This is a genomic window from Actinomadura fulvescens (assembly GCF_039533225.1).
Classification (GTDB): domain Bacteria; phylum Actinomycetota; class Actinomycetes; order Streptosporangiales; family Streptosporangiaceae; genus Spirillospora; species Spirillospora fulvescens.
Window position 1 is genome coordinate 1 of record NZ_BAAATD010000032.1, and the last position, 21,206, is coordinate 21,206.

1 protein-coding gene and 1 pseudogene are annotated in these 21,206 nt (G+C 72.1%); both read left to right on the forward strand.

Going from position 1 to position 21,206, the window contains the following annotated elements:
- Positions 1-5: 5 nt before the first annotated feature.
- Positions 6-13,250 (forward strand): annotated as a pseudogene (locus ABD333_RS46935) (non-ribosomal peptide synthetase); the annotation flags it as partial.
- A partial coding sequence (locus tag ABD333_RS46940; protein WP_344549429.1) for an amino acid adenylation domain-containing protein occupies positions 13,247-21,206 on the forward strand: 7,960 nt, incomplete at its 3' end. The pseudogene ABD333_RS46935 and the gene ABD333_RS46940, both read left to right, overlap by 4 nt.

The following is a 21,206-nucleotide window of genomic DNA, read 5'->3' on the forward strand; positions in this document are numbered from 1 at the left end:
AGCGGCTGCCCGAATACATGGTGCCGTCGGCGGTCGTGGTGCTGGAGGAGTTGCCGCTGACGACCAACGGGAAGCTGGACCGTGGGGCGTTGCCCGTTCCTGAGCATGTGGTGGGCACCGGTGGCGGCCGGGCGCCGGTTTCGGTGCGGGAGGAGATCCTGTGCCAGGTGTTCGCCGATGTGCTGGGTCTGCCATCGGTCGGCGTCGATGACGACTTCTTCCGCCTAGGTGGACACTCACTGATGGCCACCCGCCTGGTCAGCCGCTTACGTACGGTCTTCGACGCCGAGGTACCGGTGCGGGCGCTGTTCGAGGCGCCGACGGTGGCGGCTCTGGCCGCTCGGCTGGCCGGAGCCGGTGTGGCGCGTTCCGCACTGGCGCCCGTGGCTCGCCCGGAACGGATACCCCTGTCGTTCGCGCAGCGGCGGTTGTGGTTCCTCGCACAGCTGGAGGGCCCGAGCGCGACCTACAACAGCCCCGTCGTGGTGCGGTTGACGGGCGAACTGAATCCAGGGGCACTCGAAACCGCGCTGCGGGACGTGCTGGGACGTCACGAGGTGCTGCGGACGACGTTCTCGGCGGCCGACGGCGAGCCGTACCAGCGGGTCCTCGACGTAGAAGCGACGGGATTCGAACTGCCGGTGACGGACGTGACCGAGGAGGACCTATCGGACTCGGTGGCGGAGGCCTGCCGGTACGCGTTCGATCTGGCGTCCGAGATTCCACTGAAGGCGTCGCTCCTCGCGGTGCGGCCGGACGAGCACGTGCTCGTGTTGCTGGTCCATCACATCGCGAGTGACGGATGGTCGTGGGGGCCCCTGGCCCGCGACGTGTCAGAGGCTTACGCGGCGCGATGCGAAGACCGCGAGCCCGAGTGGACGGCCCTGCCGGTCCAGTACGCCGACTACGCGATCTGGCAGCGAGAGCTGCTGGGCGACGGCGACGACCCGGACAGCGTGCTGGCGCATCAGGTGGCGTACTGGCGCGAGGCACTGGCGGGGGCGCCGGAGGAACTGGCGCTGCCGTTCGACCGGCCCCGCCCGGCGGAGGCCTCGCACCGGGGGTATCGCGCTCCACTGGAGCTCCCGGCCGAGACGCATGCCCGGATCGTGGAGCTCGCACGGGAAAGCGGGGCCACCGTGTTCATGGTCCTGCAGGCCGCCATGGCGGTCATGCTGCACCGGCTGGGCGCGGGAGGCGACATCCCGATCGGCTCGGCCATCGCCGGCCGCCTGGACGAGGCGCTGGACGAGCTGGTCGGGTTCTTCGTCAACACGCAGGTGATCCGCACCGACCTGTCCGGTGACCCGACATTCGCGGAGGTGCTGGAGCGGGTGCGGACCCGGGGAGTCGAGGCGTTCGAGCATCAGGACGTGCCGTTCGAGCGGCTGGTGGAGGATCTGGCGCCGGTGCGCTCGCTGGCGCGGCACCCGCTTTTCCAGGTGTCTCTGGCACTGCAGAACAACACGCGGGCCGTACTGGACCTGCCCGGCCTGCGGGCCGTCGGCATGTCGACCGACCGGCCCGGAACCGCCGCGGCGAAGTTCGACTTGGACGTCGCCGTCACCGAGCACTTCGACGAGCGGGGCGCGCCCGCCGGTCTGCGCGGCGTGGTGGTCGTCGCCGCCGACGTGTTCGACGCCGAGACGGCCGAGCGGTTCGCGCACTGGCTGGGCCGCGTCGTGGACGCGGTGCTCGTGGCGCCGGCCGTGCAGGTGAGCGAGGTGGAGGTTCTGGATCCGGTTGAGCGGCGCAGGCTGCTGGTCGAGTGGAACGACACTGCGGCGGCGGTTCCGCAGGAGCCGATGGTGAGGCGGTTTGAGGCTCAGTGTGTGCGGGCTCCGGATGCGGTCGCCCTGGTCGCTGACGGCGCCGAGGTGTCGTATGCGGAGTTGGACGTGTGGGCGAATCGGCTTGCTCGCCTGTTGCAGGCTGAGGGGGTCGCCGCTGACTCGGTGGTTGGTCTGTGTTTGCCGCGTGGGGCTGAGATGGTCGCGGCGATTTTGGGTGTGTGGAAGGCCGGTGCGGCGTATGTGCCGTTGGATCAGGCGCATCCGTCTGGGCGGCTTGAGTTCATGCTTGCCGACAGCGGCGCCCGGATCGTGCTCGGCCGTGGTGAGACGGCGACCGGGTTGTCCGGGGTGCGCCTGCTCGACTTGGGCGATCCCGGGGTCACCGAGCGGCTCGCTGCGCTGCCTGAAGGCGCGCCGGAGGCGCGGGTGCTGTCCGGGCAGGCGGCGTATGTGATCTATACGTCGGGTTCGACGGGGCGTCCGAAGGGTGTGGTGTCCACGCATGGTGGCCTGGCGAATCTGACTGTGGCGTTGGGTGCGCGTCTTGGGGCCGGGGCCGGGGTGCGGATGTTGCAGTTCGCTTCGTTCAATTTCGATGCTTCGGTGCTGGATGTGGCTGTGGCGCTGTCGGCGGGCGGCACCCTGGTGATCGCCTCGGCGGCGGAGCGCGCTGATACAGAGCTGCTGGTGGACTTGGTCCGCGATTTCCGGGTCGAGGCGGCGAGCGTGGTGCCGTCGTTGTTGGCCGTGCTGGATCCGGCCGACCTGGGCGGTGTGTCGCGGATGGTGGTCGGCTCGGAGCCGATCAGCCGTGAGCTGGTCCGGGCGTGGGCGCGGGGACGTTCGCTGGTGAACGCCTATGGTCCGACCGAGGCGTCGGTCATTGTGACGACCGCTTCCGTGGACGGTTCGGAGCCGGCGGTGCCGATGGGCGGGCCGGGCCCGAACACCCGTGTGTTCGTGCTCGATGCGGCGCTGCGTCCGGTGCCGGTGGGCGTGTCCGGTGAGCTGTATGTCGCGGGTGACCAGTTGGCACGGGGGTATGTGGGGCGTCCTGGGCTGACCGGTGAGCGGTTTGTGGCGTGCCCGTTCGGTGGTGCCGGTGAGCGGATGTATCGCACCGGGGATCTGGCCCGCTGGACTGCTGGTGGCCAGTTGGTGTTCGTGGGCCGTGCCGACGACCAGGCGAAGATCCGCGGATTCCGGGTGGAACCGGGCGAGGTGCAGGCCGTTTTGGCCGGTCACCCGGGGGTCTCCCAGGCCGCGGTGATCGTGCGTGAGGACGTCGCGGGGGACAAGCGCCTGGTCGCCTACACGGTGGGCGAGGCGAGTGATACCGATCTGCGGCGGTTTGCCGCTGAGCGGTTGCCCGATTACATGGTGCCCTCGGCGTTTGTGCCTTTGGGCTCGTTGCCGCTGAACGCCAACGACAAGCTGGACCGCGAGGCCCTGCCCGCTCCCGAATACACCACAGGTGAAGGGCGCCGTCCCGCCTCGGTGCGGGAGGAGATCTTGTGCCGGTTGTTCGCCGACGTGCTCGGCCTGGACAGCGTGGGGGTCGATGACGACTTCTTCCGGCTGGGCGGCCACTCCCTCCTGGCGACACGCCTGGTCAGCCGGATACGCGCCGTACTCGGCGTGGAGGTTTCGCTGCGGGCGCTGTTCGAAACACCGACCGTGGCCGGTGTGGCGGCCGCGGTGGCTCCCGGCGCCGTCGAGATCCCCGAGAACCTGATCCCTCCCGGCGCGGTTCGTCTCTCGCCGGACATGCTGCCGTTGACCGACCTCTCGGCCGACGAGGTCGAGCTCGTCGTCGCCGCGGTGGACGGCGGCGCGGCCAACATCGCGGACGTCTACCCGCTGGCGCCGTTGCAGGAGGGCATCTTCTTCCACCACCTGCTCCAGGCCGGCGCGGACGCGGACGTGTACGCCTTGCCGCAGGTCATCGGCTTCGACTCGCGCGAGCGCCTGGACGCGTTCCTGGCCGCCCTGCAGCGGGTGGTCGACCGGCATGACGTCTACCGCACGGCGATCGTATGGGAGGGGCTGCGCGAGCCGGTTCAGGTGGTGCTCCGCGACGCGGTGCTGCCGGTCGTGGAGGTCGACCCCGGCTCACACGGCGCCGACCCGGTGGAGCGGCTCCTGTCCTCCTGCGGGTCGCGGATGGACGTGGGCCGCGCTCCGCTGATGGACGTCCACGTGACGGCGGATTCCGGCAGCGGCCGCTGGCTGGCGCTGCTCCGCGTCCACCACCTGGCGCAGGACCACACGGCCCAGGACGTGATGATCGGGGAACTGGACGCGATCCTGGCCGGCCGCGAGGAGTCGCTCCCCGAGCCGCTTCCGTTCCGCGACTTCGTGGCCCGGGCACGGCTGGGGGTTCCTAGAGAGGAGCACGAGCGGTACTTCACCGACCTGCTGGGCCGGGTCGAGGACACCACGGCGCCGTACGGCCTGCTGGACGTCCACGGCGACGGCGGCGATGTCAACCGGTCGCATCTGCCCGTCGACGAGGATGTCGCGGCCCGGGTGCGCGCGACGGCGCGCAGGCTCGGCGTGAGCGCGGCAACGGTCTTCCACCTGGCCTGGGCCCGGGTGCTGTCCACGCTGAGCGGCCGTGACGACGTCGTCTTCGGGACGGTGTTGTTCGGCCGCATGAACGCGGGCGCGGATCGGGTACCGGGCCTGTTCCTTAACACGTTGCCGGTTCTCGTGCGCGTCGGCCGGGTCCGGGTGGACGACGCGCTGGAGGAGATGCGCGCCCGGCTGGCGGAACTGCTCGTTCACGAGCACGCGCCGCTGGCGCTCGCACAGCAGGCCAGCGGCGTTCCGGGCGGAAGCCCGCTGTTCACCTCCATCCTGAACTACCGGCACGCCCAGCGCCTGGACGGCGGAGCGGATCAAGGACACGGTGCCGGCCTCGCGGGAATCACGACGATGTTCACCCGGGAGGCGACCAACTACCCCGTGGCCGTGTCCGTAGAAGACCTGGGCACCGGCTTCGGCCTGACCGTGGACGCCGTGGAGTCCGTCGACGGGGCCGCGCTGTGCCGGCTGCTGCACACCTGTCTCGCCAACCTCGCCACGGCGCTGGACGAGGAGCCCGAGCGCAGCCTCTCCGGGATCGCGATCCTGGACGGGGACGAGCGCGGCCGGCTCGTTCCGGTACGGGAGGCGACGGCGGCGGCGACACCGCGGGCGTCGGTTGTGGAGATGTTCGAAGCCCAGGTGGCGCGCACTCCCGACGCGGTCGCCGTCGTCGCCGACGGTGTCGAGCTGTCCTACGCCGAGCTGAACGAACGGGCGAACCGGCTGGCGCGTCTGCTGGCGGCCACCGGGATCGGCCCTGAGCGGCTGGTGGCGCTGGCGCTGCCACGGTCGGCGGACCTGGTCGTGGCGGTCCTGGGCGTGCTGAAGGCGGGCGCGGCCTACCTTCCCCTCGACGTCGACCACCCCTCGGAACGCGTCGCGTTCATGCTCGGCGACGCCGGTCCGTCCTGCCTGATCACCGACCAGGCGGGTCGCGCCGCGCTGGCCCCCGCCCTCCTCGGCGCCGCCGCAGGCCTGCCGTGCATCGAACTCGACGGGCCCGGGACCGGCGACCGGCTCGCCGGTCTGCCCGCGCACGACCTCACGGACGCCGACCGCACCGGCCCGCCGCACACCGGCCATCCGGCATATGTCATCTACACGTCCGGGTCGACGGGCCGGCCGAAGGGCGTGGTGGTGTCGCGGGGAAGCGCGGCGGCCTATCTGGAATGGTGCCGCGCGGAATACCCAGGGCTGCGTGGAGTCGCGGCCCTGCATTCGCCGGTGACCTTCGACCTGACGGTGACGTCGCTGCTGGGGCCGTTGACGGCCGGCGGACGCGTGCGCGTGATCGGGATGACCGAGGCCGCGGACGTCCGCGCCGCGGTCTCCGGCGAGCACGCCTGCACGTTCCTGAAGGTCACCCCGAGCCACCTGTCGGTCCTGGCCGACCTCGTCCGCGACATGGTCGGCGACCTGGTCGTGGGCGGCGAGGCGCTGCCCGCCGACCTGGTCGGACGGTGGCGGCACGGCAACCCCGCGACCACGGTCGTGAACGAGTACGGGCCCACCGAGGCGACCGTCGGATGCGTGACGCACTCCACCGCCCCCGCCTCGGAAACCGCCGCAGGCACGCCCGATCCCGGGGTGCCGATCGGGCGTGCGGTCGCGGACATGCGGGCGTTCGTGCTCGACACCGGCCTGGAGCCCGTGCCGGTGGGCGTCGCCGGTGAGCTGTACGTCGCCGGTGACCAGCTGGCCCGGGGCTACCTGGATCGTCCGGGCCTGACGGGCGAGCGGTTCGTGGCGTGCCCGTTCGGCGATCGCGGCGAACGGATGTACCGCACGGGCGACGTCGTGCGGCGGCGCGCGGACGGAGACCTGGAGTACCTGGGCCGGACCGACGAGCAAGTGAAGATCCGCGGCTTCCGGATCGAGCCGGGCGAGGCGCGGGCGGTGCTCGCCGCCCACCCGGACGTGGCGCGGGCCGCCGTGGTCGCACGCGAGGACACTCCGGGAGACCGGCGCCTGGTCGCCTATGTCGTGCCGGAGCCCGGTACCGCCTCGGACGGCCTGCCCGGCGCGGTGCGGGCGTTCGCCGCCGGATCGCTGCCGGACCACCTGGTGCCCTCGGCGATCCTGACCCTGCCGGAGCTCCCGCTCACCGTGAACGGGAAGCTCGACCGCGCCGCGCTGCCGGCGCCCGAGCTCGGTGACGGCACGGGCACCGGGGCAGGCGGCAGACCGGCCACGGCGCGAGACGAGATCCTCTGTCAGGTCTTCGCGCAGGTCCTCGGCCTGGACACCGTCGGGGTCGAGGACGACTTCTTCGCGCTCGGCGGCCACTCGCTCCTGGCGATGCGCCTGGTGAGCCGGGTGCGTGCCGTCCTCGGCATCGAGCTGCCTCTGCGGGCGCTCTTCGAGGCCCCGACCGTGGCGAGACTGTCGGCGTATCTGGCCGGAGCCGACCAGGCGCGCGCGGCGCTCGTACCGGTGGCGCGTCCGGAGCGCGTGCCCCTGTCGTACGCGCAGCGGCGGTTGTGGTTCCTGGCGCAGCTCGAAGGCCCGAGCCCGACCTACAACAGCCCGATCGTGCTGAGGCTGACCGGCGAGCTGGACCGGGAGGCGCTCGAAGCGGCGTTCCGGGACGTGCTGGACCGGCACGAGGCACTGCGAACGGTCTTCCCTGTGGCCGACGGCGAGCCTTACCAGCAGGTGCTCTCCGTGGCGGAGACCGGATTCGGGCTTCCGCTGACGAACGTGACCGCGCAGGCGCTGCCGGGGGCCGTGGCGGAAGCGAGCAGACACGCCTTCGACTTCGCGATCGAGGCACCGGTCAAGGCCTGGCTGTACGGCGTCGGACCGGACGAGCACGTACTGGTGCTCGTGGTGCATCACATCGCGAGCGACGGATGGTCGACCGGCCTGCTCGCACGCGATCTGACGTCGGCCTATGTGGCGCGCCGCGAAGGTGGCCCGCCGCGCTGGGAACCCTTGCCGGTGCAGTACGCCGACTACGCACTGTGGCAGCGCGAGTTGCTCGGCGACGAGACCGACCCGGACAGCGTGCTGTCGCGCCAGGTGGCGTACTGGCGCGATGAGCTGGAGGGGGCGCCGGAGGAGCTGGCGTTGCCGTTCGACCGGCCGCGTCCTGCGGTCGCCTCGCACCAGGGGTACCAGGTGCCGGTGGACGTCCCGGCCGAGGTGCACGAGCGGCTGCGAGAGGTGGCGCGTGCCGAGGGCGTGACGGTGTTCATGGTCCTGCAGGCCGGACTGGCGACCTTGCTGTCGCGGCTGGGAGCGGGCACGGACGTGCCGATCGGCTCCGCGGTGGCGGGCCGGGTGGACGAGGCGCTGGACGAGCTGGTCGGCTGTTTCGTGAACACGCTGGTGATCCGCAGTGACCTGTCCGGTGACCCGACGTTCGCCGAACTGCTGGGCCGCGTCCGGGAGACGGGCCTGCGTGCCTACGACCATCAGGACGTGCCGTTCGAACGGCTGGTGGAGGAGCTGGCCCCGGCCCGTTCGCTGGCTCGTCAACCGCTGTTCCAGGTCATCTTGACCATGCAGGACGCCGCCGCCGGCCAGCCCGGTGACGCGGTCTCCGGGCTGCGTGCGAGCGCGCTCCCGATGGACCGGGCCGGTGCGAAGTTCGACCTGTCGGTGCTGGTGGGGGAGCGGTTCGACGCCGACGGCGCCCCCGCGGGCATCGGCGGCGTGGTCGCCGGCGCGGTCGACCTGTTCGAGCGCGAGTCGGTCGAGCGGCTGGCCGCCGGGCTGGTGCGCGTTCTGTCGGCGCTGGCGGACGACCCGTCGCTGCGGGTGAGCGCGGTGAACGTGCTGGACCCGGCTGAACGGCAGCGCGTCCTGGTGGAGTGGAACGACACCGCCGTCGAGGTATCGCACGCGACGATCGCGGAACGGTTCGAGCGGCAGTCCGCCTCGACACCCGTTGCGGTGGCCGTGGTGGCCGATGATGTTCGGGTCTCGTACGCGGAGCTGGATGCGCGGGCGAACCGGCTCGCTCACTGGTTGCGGGGTCAGGGTGTGGGTTCTGAGTCGGTGGTGGGTGTGTGCCTGCCGCGTGGCGTGGAGATGGTCACCGCGATCTTGGGTGTGTGGAAGGCGGGGGCGGCATATGTCCCGGTCGATCCGGAGCAGCCTGCCGAGCGGATCGTGTTCGTCCTGGCCGACAGCGCCGCGATCCTCACGTTGACTTGTGAGGAAGTTCTTGAAGATCTTCCGGTGGGGCGTCATCGCTTGGTGGCGTTGGACGATCGGCTGACGGCGATGCAGCTTCAAGCGCAGCCGCAGAGCGCGCCTGAGACGGATCTCGCGTTGGATCAGGTCGCGTATGTGATCTACACGTCCGGTTCGACCGGCCGTCCCAAGGGTGTCGCTGTCACCCACCGGGGCTTGGCCAATTATGTGGCCACGGTTCCGGAGCGGGTGGGGTTCGGCGCGTCGGGTGGCCGGTATGCGGTGTTGCAGGCGCAGGTCACCGACCTGGGCAACACGGTGGTGTTCGCCAGCCTGGTAGCGGGCGGTGAACTGCATGTCCTGGGCGAGGACATGGTCACCGACGCGGTCGCGGTGCGCAGCTACCTGACCGAGCATGAGATTGATTATGTGAAGGCCGTGCCTTCGCACGTCGCGGCGCTGGGCGGCGTCATGGCAGGCCGGTCGCTGGTGCTGGGTGGAGAGGCCGCATCGGCAGAGCTGGTCATCGAGCTGTTGTCGGCTGGCAGGCAGGAGGTGTTCAACCACTACGGGCCGACCGAGACGACGATCGGGGTGGCCACGACGCGGCTGACGCCGGAGCTGGTGGCTTCGGGGGCGGTGGCGGTGCCGATCGGCGCGCCGGTCGCCAACACGCGGCTGTATGTGCTGGACGATCGGTTGCAGCCGGTCGCCATCGGGGTGCCTGGTGAGCTGTATGTCGCTGGCGAACAGCTGGCGCGCGGCTATGTCGGCCGAGCGGGCATGACCGCTGAACGGTTCGTGGCCTGCCCGTATGGGTCTTCGGGCGAGCGGATGTATCGCACCGGGGACCTGGCGCGGTGGACTGCTGACGGCCGGCTGGCGTTCCTTGGCCGGGCTGACGACCAGGTGAAGATCCGCGGGTTCCGCGTCGAACCCGGTGAGATCGAGACGGTGCTCGCCGCTCATCCACGGGTCGTTCAGGCAGCGGTGGTGGCACGTGAGGACGTTCCCGGTGACAAGCGGCTGGTCGGTTATGTGGTTGCCGCCGACGACGATCGAGGCGAGCTGGAAGTCGCCGTCCGGGACTTCGCCGCCGCTCGGCTGCCTGATCACATGGTGCCCTCGGCCGTGGTCGTCCTGGAAGGTCTGCCGCTGGCCTCCAACGGCAAGCTCGACCGCAAGGCCCTGCCCGCCCCCGATTACGCTGCGGCGGCCAAGGGCGGGCGTGCCCCGGCGAGCGTGACCGAGGAGATCGTGTGTCAGGCGTTCGCCGAGGTGCTGGGCTTGGAGGACGTCGGGGTCGATGACGACTTCTTCATGCTCGGCGGCCACTCATTGCTGGCCGTCCGGCTGGTGGAGTCGCTGCGGGAACGCGGCGTGTCGGTGCAGGTGCGGGCGCTGTTCCAGACTCCGACCCCGGCGGACCTCGCCGCCGAGGCGGGCGGGCCCGCGATCGTCGTGCCGCCGAACCGCATCCCGGCGGACGCGGTCGAGATCACCCCGGACATGCTGCCGCTGGTCGATCTCTCGCCCGAGCAGATCGACCTGGTCGTCGCGGCCGTCGAGGGCGGTGCCGCCAACATCGCGGACGTCTACCCGCTGGCTCCGCTCCAGGAGGGCATCTTCTTCCATCACCTCCTTCAGGCCGGCGACGGCGTTGACGTGTACGCCTCGCCGAGGCTCGTCGCGTTCGACTCGCGGGAACGGCTGGAGGCGTTCCTCGACGCGTTGCGGCGCGTGATCGACCGGCATGACGTCTACCGCACGGCGATCGTGTGGGAGGGCCTGCCCGAGCCGGTCCAGGTGGTGGCCCGCCGGGTGACCCTCCCGGTCGCGGAGATCGTGCTGGACCCGGACGGCGGCGACCCGGCGGAGACGTTGCTCGCGGCCGCGCCGGCGATGGACGCCGGACGGGCTCCGCTGATCGACGTCCATGTCGCCGCCGAGCCCGGAAGCGCGCGGTGGCTGGCGCTTCTGCGCATCCATCACCTCGTGCTCGACAACACGACCCACCACGTCCTCCTGGACGAGCTGGACGCGTTGTTGTCGGGCCGGGAGGACTCGCTGCCCGTACCGCTGCCGTTCCGCGACTTCGTGGCGCAGGCGCGGCTGGGAACGCCCCGGGAGGAGCACCGGCGCCACTTCGCGGAGCTGCTCGGCGACGTGACGGAGACCACCGCCCCGTACGGCCTGCTGGACGCACACGGCGACGGCAGCGGCGTGAAGCGCGCGCGGTTGGCCGTGGACGACGAAACCGGCGCGCGGCTGCGGAACGTGGCGCGCGCACTCGGCGCGAGTCCCGCCACGATCGTCCACCTGGCGTGGGCGCGTGTGCTGGCGGCGGTGAGCGGCCGCGACGACGTCGTGTTCGGCACGGTCCTGTTCGGGCGGATGAACGCGGGTGCGGGCGCCGACCGGGTTCCCGGCCTGTTCATCAACACCCTGCCGGTACGGGTGCGCACCGGGTCCGGCGGTGTGGGCGACGCGCTGAAGGGCCTGCGCGGACAGCTGGCCGAGCTGCTCGTCCACGAGCACGCGCCGCTGGCGTTGGCGCAGCAGGCCAGCGGAATCCAGGGCGGCGGACCGCTGTTCACCTCACTCCTGAACTACCGGCATCGCGAACGTTCGGGAGCACCTCACGGTGCGGAACCCAGGAGGGGCATCACCACGCTGCCCACGCCCTCCCGGGGCAGCACCAACTACCCGGTGACCGTGTCGGTGGACGATCTGGGAACCGGCTTCGGGCTGACCGTCCACGCCGTGGGCCAGGTGGACGGTGAGGCGTTGTGCCGCATGCTGCGCACCTGCCTCGCCAACCTGGCGAACGTGCTGGAGCGCGACGCGGACACCCCGCTGTCGGCGGTCGAGATCCTCGACGAGGCCTGGCGCGACCGGCTCGTACGAGGCCTGAACGACACCGCCGCGGACGTACCGCGGACGTCGGGCGCGGCGTTGTTCGAGGCACAGGTGGCGCGGACGCCCGAAGCCGTCGCGCTCGCGCACGGCGATGCACTGATCACCTACGCCGAGCTGGACGCGCGGGCGAACCGGCTGGCGCACCACCTGCTGGAGCTGGGGACGGGTGCGGAGTCCATGGTGGGCGTATGCCTGCCGCGCGGCATCGATCTGATCGTGGCGGTCTTGGCGGTCTGGAAGGCGGGGGCGGCGTACGTGCCGCTGGATCCGGCTTATCCGGCCGAGCGACTGGAGTTCATGCTGGCTGACAGTGGCGCGACGCTCGTGATCGGACGCGGCGACGTGACGGCCGGCTGGTCCGGCACGCGGATGGTGGATCTGGACGATCCACGGATCGCCGCCGCGTCGGCGACGGCTCCGGGTGTGCGGGTTGTGGCGGAGCAGCTTGCGTATGTGATTTACACGTCGGGGTCGACGGGTCGGCCGAAGGGTGTGGCGGTGTCGCATGCGGGGTTGGCGGGTTTGGTGGTGGCTCAGGCGGAGCGGTTCGGGTTGGACGGGTCGAGCCGGATGTTGCAGTTCGCGTCGATGAGCTTCGACGCCGCCGTCACCGAGGTTGTGGTCACGTTGGCGTCCGGCGCCCAGCTGGTGCTGGCCGATCCTGACGACCTGCTGCCGGGGCCGGGGCTGGCCGGAGTCGTGGCACGGCACGAGGTGACGCACGCGAAGCTGCCTCCCGCGGTCTTGGCGACGCTCGAACCGCGTGATCTGGCTCCGGTGACGTCGCTGATGTCGGCTGGTGAGGCGTTGAGCGCGGAGTTGGTGGCGCGGTGGGCTCCGGGGCGGCGGTTTGTGAACGTCTATGGGCCGACGGAGGCGACGGTGTGCGCGAGCATGTCGGCTCCGTTGGCGCCGGACGGCGAGCCCGACATCGGCGGGCCGATCGCCAACACGCGGATGTTCGTCCTGGACGATGCCCTGCGCCCGGTGCCCGAAGGCGTGGTCGGCGAGCTGTACGTGGTGGGCGACGGACTGGCGCGCGGCTACGTCGGGCGGCCGGGCCCGACTGGTGAACGGTTCGTGGCCTGCCCCTTCGGGGACGGCGGCGAGCGCATGTACCGGACGGGCGACCGGGCGCGCTGGACGCCCGGCGGGCGCCTGGTGTTCGCCGGACGTGCCGACGACCAGGTCAAGATCCGTGGGTTCCGGATCGAACCGGGCGAGGTGCGGGCGGTCCTCGCCTTCCATCCCCGGGTGGCGCAGGCCGCCGTGATCGTCCGTTCGGACGGCCCCGGCGACCGGAGCCTCGTCGCCTATGTCGTCCCCGCCGGACGCGAGTCCGGAGACCGGGACCTGGCGGCGGCCCTGCGCGACTTCGCCGCCGAGAGGCTGCCGCACTACATGGTGCCCGCCGCCGTCGTCAGCCTGGAGTCGCTGCCGCTCACGCCCAACGGCAAGCTTGACCGCGCGGCCCTGGCCGCACCCGACTACGCCGCGGGTGCCGTCGCGGGGAACGGCCGCGCTCCGGCCGGGCGGCGGGAGGAGGTCCTCTGCCGGGCCTTCGCCGCCGTCCTCGGCCTGGAGACCGTCGGCGTCGACGGCGACTTCTTCGCGCTCGGCGGCCACTCGCTGCTGGCCACCAGGCTCGCCAGCGAGGTCCGTGCCGAGCTGGGCGCCGAACTGCCCCTGCGCGCGGTCTTCACCTCACCCACTCCGGCCGGGCTCGCGGCCTGGCTCGCCGAACACGGCAGTACCCGGAAAGCAAAGCCGACCCTGCGCTCCATGCGCGGGCAGGAGGAGTCTCGATGATCCCGCTCTCGTTCGCCCAGCGTCGGCTGTGGTTCCTGGCGCAGCTGGACGGACCGGCCACGACGTACACCCACCCGATCGTCCTGCGCCTCACCGGGACGCTGGACCGCGACGCGCTCGCGGCGGCGTTACGGGACGTGCTCGAACGGCACGAGGTGCTGCGCACGGTCTTCCCCGAGCGGGACGGGGAACCGTACCAGCGCATCCTGCCCGCCGACGCGGCCGGATTCGAGCTGGCCACCGCCGAGGTGGCACCCCCGGAGACCCAGGCGGCCGTCGACCGCGCGCTGCGCCACACCTTCGACCTGGCCGCCGAGATCCCGTTCAGGGCGTGGCTGTTCGCGGAGGGCACCGACGAGCACGTGCTCGTCGTCCTGGTGCACCACATCGCCTGGGACGGCTGGTCGGCCGGCCCGCTGGCGCGCGACGTGTCGGCGGCGTACGCGGCGCGGTGCGAGGGCCGGGCGCCGGAATGGGAGCCGCTGCCGGTCCAGTACGCCGACTACACGCGGTGGCAGCGCGAACTTCTCGGCGACGACGACGATCCGGACAGCGTGCTGTCGCAGCAAGTGGAGTACTGGCGCCGGGCGCTGGCGGGGGTCCCCGAGGAACTGGCGCTGCCGTTCGACCGGCCACGGCCGACGGCCCCCTCCTACCGGGCCCACCAGATCGGGCTGGACGTTCCCGCCGACGTCCACCAGCGGCTGTCCGCCATCGCCCGCGACCGCCGCATGAGCCTGTTCATGGTGCTGCAGGCCGCCCTCGCGGTGACGCTGTCGCGGCTCGGCGCGGGCACCGACGTCCCCATCGGCGTGGCGGTCGCCGGACGCACCGACAAAGCCCTGAACGACCTCGTCGGCTTCTTCGTCAACACCCTGGTGATCCGCGGCGACCTGTCGGGCGACCCGACGTTCGCCGAGCTGCTGGGACGGGTGCGGGAGGCGGGACTCGACGCGTTCGACCACCAGGACGTCCCGTTCGAGCGGCTGGTCGAGGACCTCGCACCGGCCCGCTCGCTGGCGAGGCACCCGCTGTTCCAGGTGATGCTGACGCTGCAGAACGCCGGTTCGGCGCAGCTGGGGCTGAACGGGCTCACGACGTCCGGCGGTAGCGGTGGCACGCCCTCGGCGAGATTCGACCTGGACATCAGCGCCGCCGAGCTGACCGACCGCGCGGGTGCGCCGGCGGGACTGCGCGCGGTGGTGACGGCCGCCGCCGACCTGTTCGACGAGCCGACCGCCGACCGGATCGCCCACGCCTGGAACCGGGTGCTCGCGGCGGTGGCGGAGGCGCCGGACACGCGGGTGAGCGAGGTCGAGATCCTGGACCCGGCCGAGCGGCACACGCTGCTCGCCGAATGGAACGACACCGCGATGCCGATCCCCAGCGAACCGGTGGTGAGGCGGTTCGAGGCCCAGCGGGCGCGGACTCCGGACGCCGTCGCCCTCGTCGCCGACCGCGCCGAGGTGACGTACGCGGAGCTGGACGCGCGGGCCGACCGGTTCGCGCGGCTGCTGCGCGCCGAGGGCGTCGCCGCCGATTCGGTGGTCGGCCTGTGCCTCCCGCGCGGGGCCGAGATGGTCGCGGCGATCCTCGGCGTCTGGAAGGCCGGCGCCGCGTACGTGCCGCTGGACCAGGCGCACCCGCCCGAGCGGCTGGAGTTCATGCTCGCCGACAGCGGCGCCCGGATCGTGATCGGCCAGGGCGACACCGCGGCCGCGCTCGCGGGGGTGCGGGTCCTGGACCTGGACGACCCGCAGCTCACGCAGCGGCTGGCCGCGCTGCCGGACGGCCCGCCGGAGGCGGCGGTCCTGCCCGGCCAGGCGGCATATGTCATCTACACGTCGGGATCGACCGGGCATCCGAAGGGCGTAGTGTCCACGCATGGCGGCCTGGCGAACCTGACGGTGGCGCTGGGCGCGCGTCTCGGGGCCGGGCCCGGGGTGCGGATGCTCCAGTTCGCCTCGTTCAACTTCGACGCCTCGGTGCTGGACGTGGCCGTGGCGCTGGCGACCGGCGGCACCCTGGTGATCGCGTCGGCGGCGGAACGCGCCGACACCGCGCTGCTGGCCGGCCTGGTCCGCGACGCCGGCGTCGAGGCGGCCAGCGTGGTGCCGTCGCTGCTGGCGGTGCTGGACCCGGCCGACCTGGCGGACGTGTCGCGGATGGTGGTCGGCTCCGAACCGATCAGCCGCCGACTCGTCCAGGCCTGGGCGCGGGGACGCTCGCTGGTGAACGCCTACGGCCCCACCGAGGCGTCGGTCATCGTCACGACCGCCCAGGTCGACGGCTCCGAGCCCGCGGTCCCGATGGGCGGGCCCGGCCCCAACACCCGCGTGTTCGTCCTCGACGCGGCGCTGCGCCCGGTGCCCGTCGGCGTGACCGGCGAGCTGTACATCGCCGGCGACCAGCTGGCGCGGGGGTACGTCGGGCGCCCCGGGCTGACCGGTGAACGCTTCGTCGCGTGCCCGTTCGGCGGCGGCGAGCGGATGTACCGCACCGGGGACCTGGTCCGCTGGAACGCCGGCGGCCAGCTGGTGTTCGCGGGCCGCGCCGACGACCAGGCGAAGATCCGGGGCTTCCGGGTCGAGCCCGGCGAGGTGCAGGCCGTCCTGATCCTCCACCCGCGCGTCGCGCAGGCCGCGGTGATCGTCCGCGAGGACGTCCCGGGAGAGAAGCGCCTGGTCGCGTACACGGTGGGTGAGGCGGGCGAGGAGGAGCTGCGGCGGTTCGCCGCCGACCGGCTCCCCGAGTACATGGTGCCCTCGGCCTTCGTGTCCCTGGACGCGTTGCCGCTGAACGCCAACGACAAGCTGGACCGCGGGGCGCTGCCCGCCCCCGGCCGCACGGCGGGCGAAGGACGCCTGCCCGGCTCCGCGCGCGAGGAGATCCTCTGCCAGCTGTTCGCCGACGTGCTCGGGCTGCCGTCGGTCGGGGTCGATGACGACTTCTTCCGCATGGGCGGGCACTCGCTCCTGGCGACGCGCCTGGTGAGCCGGGTGCGCGCCGTACTGAACGTCGAGGTCGCGCTGCGGACCCTGTTCGAAGCACCGACCGTGGCCGGCCTCGCCGCGCGGCTCACCGAGGCGGGTACGGCGCGCACGGCCCCGGCCCCGGCGGCCCGCCCGGAACGGATCCCGCTGTCGTACGCCCAGCGGCGGCTGTGGTTCCTCGCGCAGCTGGAGAGGTCGAGCGCCTACAACATCTCGATGGCGCTGCGCCTGACCGGAGACCTGGACCGGAACGCCCTCAGGGCGGCGTTCGAGGACGTGATCGGCCGCCACGAGGTGCTGCGGACCGTCTTCCCGCCGGCCGACGGCGAGCCGTACCAGCAGATCATGGACGTTGACGACCTCGCGTGGGACCTCACGGTCACCGAGGTCACACCGGCGGAACTCCCGGCCGCCGTGGGCGGGGCGAGCGGCCACGTCTTCGACCTGTCGGCCGAGATCCCGATCAGGGCCGACCTGTTCGCGGTGGCACCGGACGAGCACGTGCTCGTGCTCGTCGTGCACCACATCGCCGGTGACGGATGGTCGACCGGCCCGCTCGCCCGGGACGTGTCGGCGGCGTACACGGCGCGGTGCGAGGGCCGCGCGCCCGAGTGGGCTCCGCTTCCGGTGCAGTACGCCGACTACGCGTTGTGGCAGCGGAGGCTGCTGGGCGAGGAGGACGACGCCGGAAGCGTGCTGTCGCGTCAGGTCGCGTACTGGCGTGAGGCGCTGGCCGGTGCGCCGGAGGAGCTGGCGTTGCCGTTCGACCGGCCGCGTCCGGCGATCGCCTCGTCCCAGGCGCACCGGGTGCCGCTGGAGCTGCCGGCGGAGGTGCACGCGCGGCTGCGCGAGGTGGCGCGCGCCGAGGGCGTGACGGTGTTCATGGTGCTGCAGGCGGCGCTCGCGGTGAGCCTGTCCCGGCTCGGAGCGGGCGAGGACGTCCCGATCGGCTCGGCGGTGGCGGGTCGCCTGGACGAGACCCTGGACGGGCTGGTCGGGTTCTTCGTCAACACGCTGGTGATCCGAACCGACCTGTCGGGCGATCCGACGTTCGCCGAGCTGCTGGCCCGGGTCCGCGAGGCGGGCCTCGACGCCTTCGAGCACCAGGACGTGCCGTTCGAGCGGCTGGTGGAGGAGCTGGCCCCGGCGCGTTCGCTGGCGCGGCATCCGCTGTTCCAGGTGATGCTGACCGTCCAGAACACGGGACCGGCGGAGCTGGTTCTGCCCGGCCTCGGCGTCGCCGGAGTGCCCTCCGGCACGCCCACCTCGAAGCTGGATCTCGACGTCGCCGCCGCGGAGAGCTTCGACGCCGACGGCGCGCCGGCCGGGATGCGCGGGGCGCTGATCGCGGCGGCCGACGTGTTCGACGAGCGGACGGCGGAACGCATCGTCGCCATCTGGCTCCGGGTGCTGTCGGCGGCCGTCGCGGAACCGTCGACGCGGGTGAGCGCCGTGGAGGTCCTGGACCCGGCGGAGCTCCACACCGTGCTCACGGAGTGGAACGACACCGCGGTGGACACGCCGTGGACGCCGGTGGCGGAACGGTTCGACGCCCAGGCAGAGGCGGCGCGCACTTCCGACGCGGCCGCCGTGGTCGCCGACGGGATCGAGGTCTCCTACGCGGAGCTGCGGGCACGGGCGGACCGGCTCGCCGGACGCCTGGCCGCTCGGGGCGTGGGGCCGGAAGCCGTGGTCGCCATCGCCATGGCGCGGGGCGTCGACCTGATGGTCGCCGTCCTGGGAGTGCTGAAGGCGGGCGGCGCGTACCTGGCGCTCGACCTCGCGGAGCCGGTGGAGCGGGTGGCCTTCATCCTGGCGGACGCCGAGCCCGCGCTCGTGATCACCGATGCGGCCGGGGCGGAGTCCGTCACGGGATTCGCCGGTCCGATCCTGACGGTCGACTCCCCGGCGTCCTCGGCAGAAGAGGTGCGTCAGCCTGCGGTCGTGCGGCCTGACCATCCGGCTTATGTGGTGTACACGTCGGGGTCGACGGGGCGTCCGAAGGGTGTGGTGGTTACGCAGGCTGGTTTCGCTAATACGGCGATGGCGGGTCGTGGGCGGTTTGGGGTGGGTGTGGGTTCGCGGGTGGCGCAGTTCGCGTCGGCGGGTTTCGACAATTTCTGTTTGGAGTGGTCGGTTGCGTTGTCGTCGGGTGCGGCGCTGGTGGTGGTTCCTGACGCGGCCAGGCTGGGTGATGAGCTGGCCGGGTTCGTGGTCGGGCAGCAGATCTCGCATGTGTCGTTGCCCCCGGCGGTGCTGGCCGGTGTGCGCGAGGAGCTCATCCCCGCTGGTGTGGTGATTGAGGTGGGCGGTGAGGCGTGTTCGCCGGAGTTGGTGGCGCGGTGGTCGCGGAGGCGGGTGTTGTTCAATACCTATGGCCCGACCGAGACGACGGTGGACGCCACGTTCTGGAAAGCGAGCCCTTCCGCAGCCGACGCGCGTGATGTGCCGATCGGCACACCCATCCCCAACGCCCGCGTCTATGTCCTCGACGACCGCCTGCGGCCGGTGCCTCCAGGCGTGACCGGGGACCTGTACGTGGCCGGCGCCGGCGTGGCGCGCGAATACCTCCGCCGGTCGGCCCTGACCGCCGAACGCTTCGTCGCGTGTCCGTTCGGCGGCACCGGCGAACGCATGTACCGGACCGGAGACCTGGTCCGCTGGACCGCCGACGGCGAGCTCGTGTTCGCGGGCCGCGCCGACGACCAGGTGAAGATCCGTGGCTTCCGGATCGAACCGGGCGAGACCGAGGCGGTGCTCGCCGCCGATCCGCGCGTCGCGCGGGTCGCGGTGATCGCCCGCCAGGACGCCCACGACGATCCGCGTCTGGTCGCCTATGTCGTCCCGGCCGATCCCGGCCAGGACGCCGCCGCCCTGTCCGAGGGGCTGCGCGCACTGGCCGCCGAACGGTTGCCGCACTACCTGGTCCCAGCCGCCGTGGTCACCCTGGACGCCCTGCCGTTGAACGCCAGCGGCAAGCTCGACCGCCGGACGCTGCCCGCCCCGGACTATGCCGTCGGTGCTAGGACCGGCCGGGCTCCGGCGAGCGTTCAGGAGGAGATCCTCTGCCGGACGTTCGCCGAAGTGCTCGGCCTGGACAGCGTGGGCGTCGAAGACGACTTCTTCCGGCTGGGCGGGCACTCGCTGCTGGCCGTCCGGCTGGTCGAGCTGCTGCGGCAGCGCGGCGTCCGCGTCTCGGTACGGGGGCTGTTCCAGACGCCGACCCCCGCCGGGCTCGCCGCCGTGGCGGGCGGCCCGGCCGAGGTCGCCGTTCCGCCCAACGGCATTCCCGCGGACCCGACGGAGATCACTCCGGAGATGGTGCCGCTGGTCGACCTGTCGGCCGCGCAGATCAGGCAGGTCGTCGAGACGGTGGCGGGCGGGGCCGCGAACGTCGCCGACCTTTACCCGCTGGCGCCCTTGCAGGAGGGCATGTTCTTCCATCACATGCTGGCCAACGGCGGCCCGGACGCCTACGTGGCGCCGCAGGTGCTGCGGTTCGACTCGCGGGAGCGGCTGGACGCCTTCCTGGCGGCACTGCAGCGGTTGATCGACCGCCATGACGTCTACCGCACGGCGATCGTGTGGGAGGGGCTGCCCGAGCCGGTCCAGGTGGTGGCGCGCCGGGTGGTGCTGCCGGTGACGGAAGGGGTGATCACCGAGGACGGCCCGGAGCCCCTGGAGCAGCTGCACGCTCTCGCCGCGTCGCAGATGGACCTCAGGCGGGCGCCGCTGATCGACGTTCACCATGCGGCCGAGCCCGGTACCGGCCGGTGGCTCGCGCTGCTGCGCGTGCACCACCTGGTGCAGGACCACACCGCCAGGGACGTGCTCATCGAGGAGCTCGGCGCCATCCTGGCGGGCCGGGAGGACTCGCTGCCGGACCCGCTTCCGTTCCGTGACTTCGTGGCGCAGGCCCGGCTGGGCGTGCCGCGCGAGGAGCACGAGCGGTTCTTCGCCGGCCTGCTCGGGGACGTGGAGCAGACGACGGCCCCGTACGGCCTCCTGGACGTGCGCGGTGACGGCACCGACGTCGGGCGGACGTACGTGCCGCTCGACGACGAGCTCGCGGAGCGGGTGCGTGAGGTGGCGCGCTCGCTCGGCGTGAGCCCCGCGACGATCTTCCATCTGGCGTGGGCGCGGGTGCTGGGCACGTTGAGCGGCCGTGACGACGTGGTGTTCGGGACCGTGCTGTTCGGCCGGATGAACGCCGGTGCCGGATCGGACCGGGTGCCCGGCCTGTTCATCAACACGCTTCCGGTGCGGGTGCGCCTGGGGCGGCGTGGCGTCGGCGAGGCGCTGACCGGTGTGCGCGACCAGCTGGCCGAGCTGCTGGTGCACGAGCACGCGCCGCTGGCGCTGGCGCAGCAGGCCAGCGGGGTGGCGGGCGGCAGCCCGCTGTTCACCTCGATCCTGAACTACCGGTACATCCAGGACCGCGCCGCGTCGGCCCGCACCTCGCAAGAGGTCATCACGGGCATCAACACCGTCTCGGCGACCGAGGTCACCAACTATCCGGTGGCCGTGTCGGTGGACGACCGGGGAACCGGGTTCGGGCTCACCGTGGACGCGGTGAGCAGCGTCGACGGGACGGCGTTGTGCCGGCTGGTGCAGACCTGCCTCGGCAATCTGCTGCCCGCTCTGGAGCAGGCACCGGACCTGCCGCTGAGCATGATCGAACCGCTGGACGAGGAGGACCGTGACCGCCTCCTCCACGCGTGGAACGACACGTCGGTGGAGGTCGCGTCGTTGACGTTGCCGGAGTTGTTCGAGGCGCAGGTGGCGCGGACTCCGGATGCGGTGGCGGTGGTCGGTGACGGTCGTCAGGTCACCTATCGGGAGTTGGACGCGCGTGCGAATCGGCTTGCTCGGCATCTGCTTGCCCGTGGGGCGGGTCCGGAGGCCGTGGTGGCGGTCGCGATGGAGCGTGGCGTCGACCTGATCGCCGCGCTGCTGGGGGTGT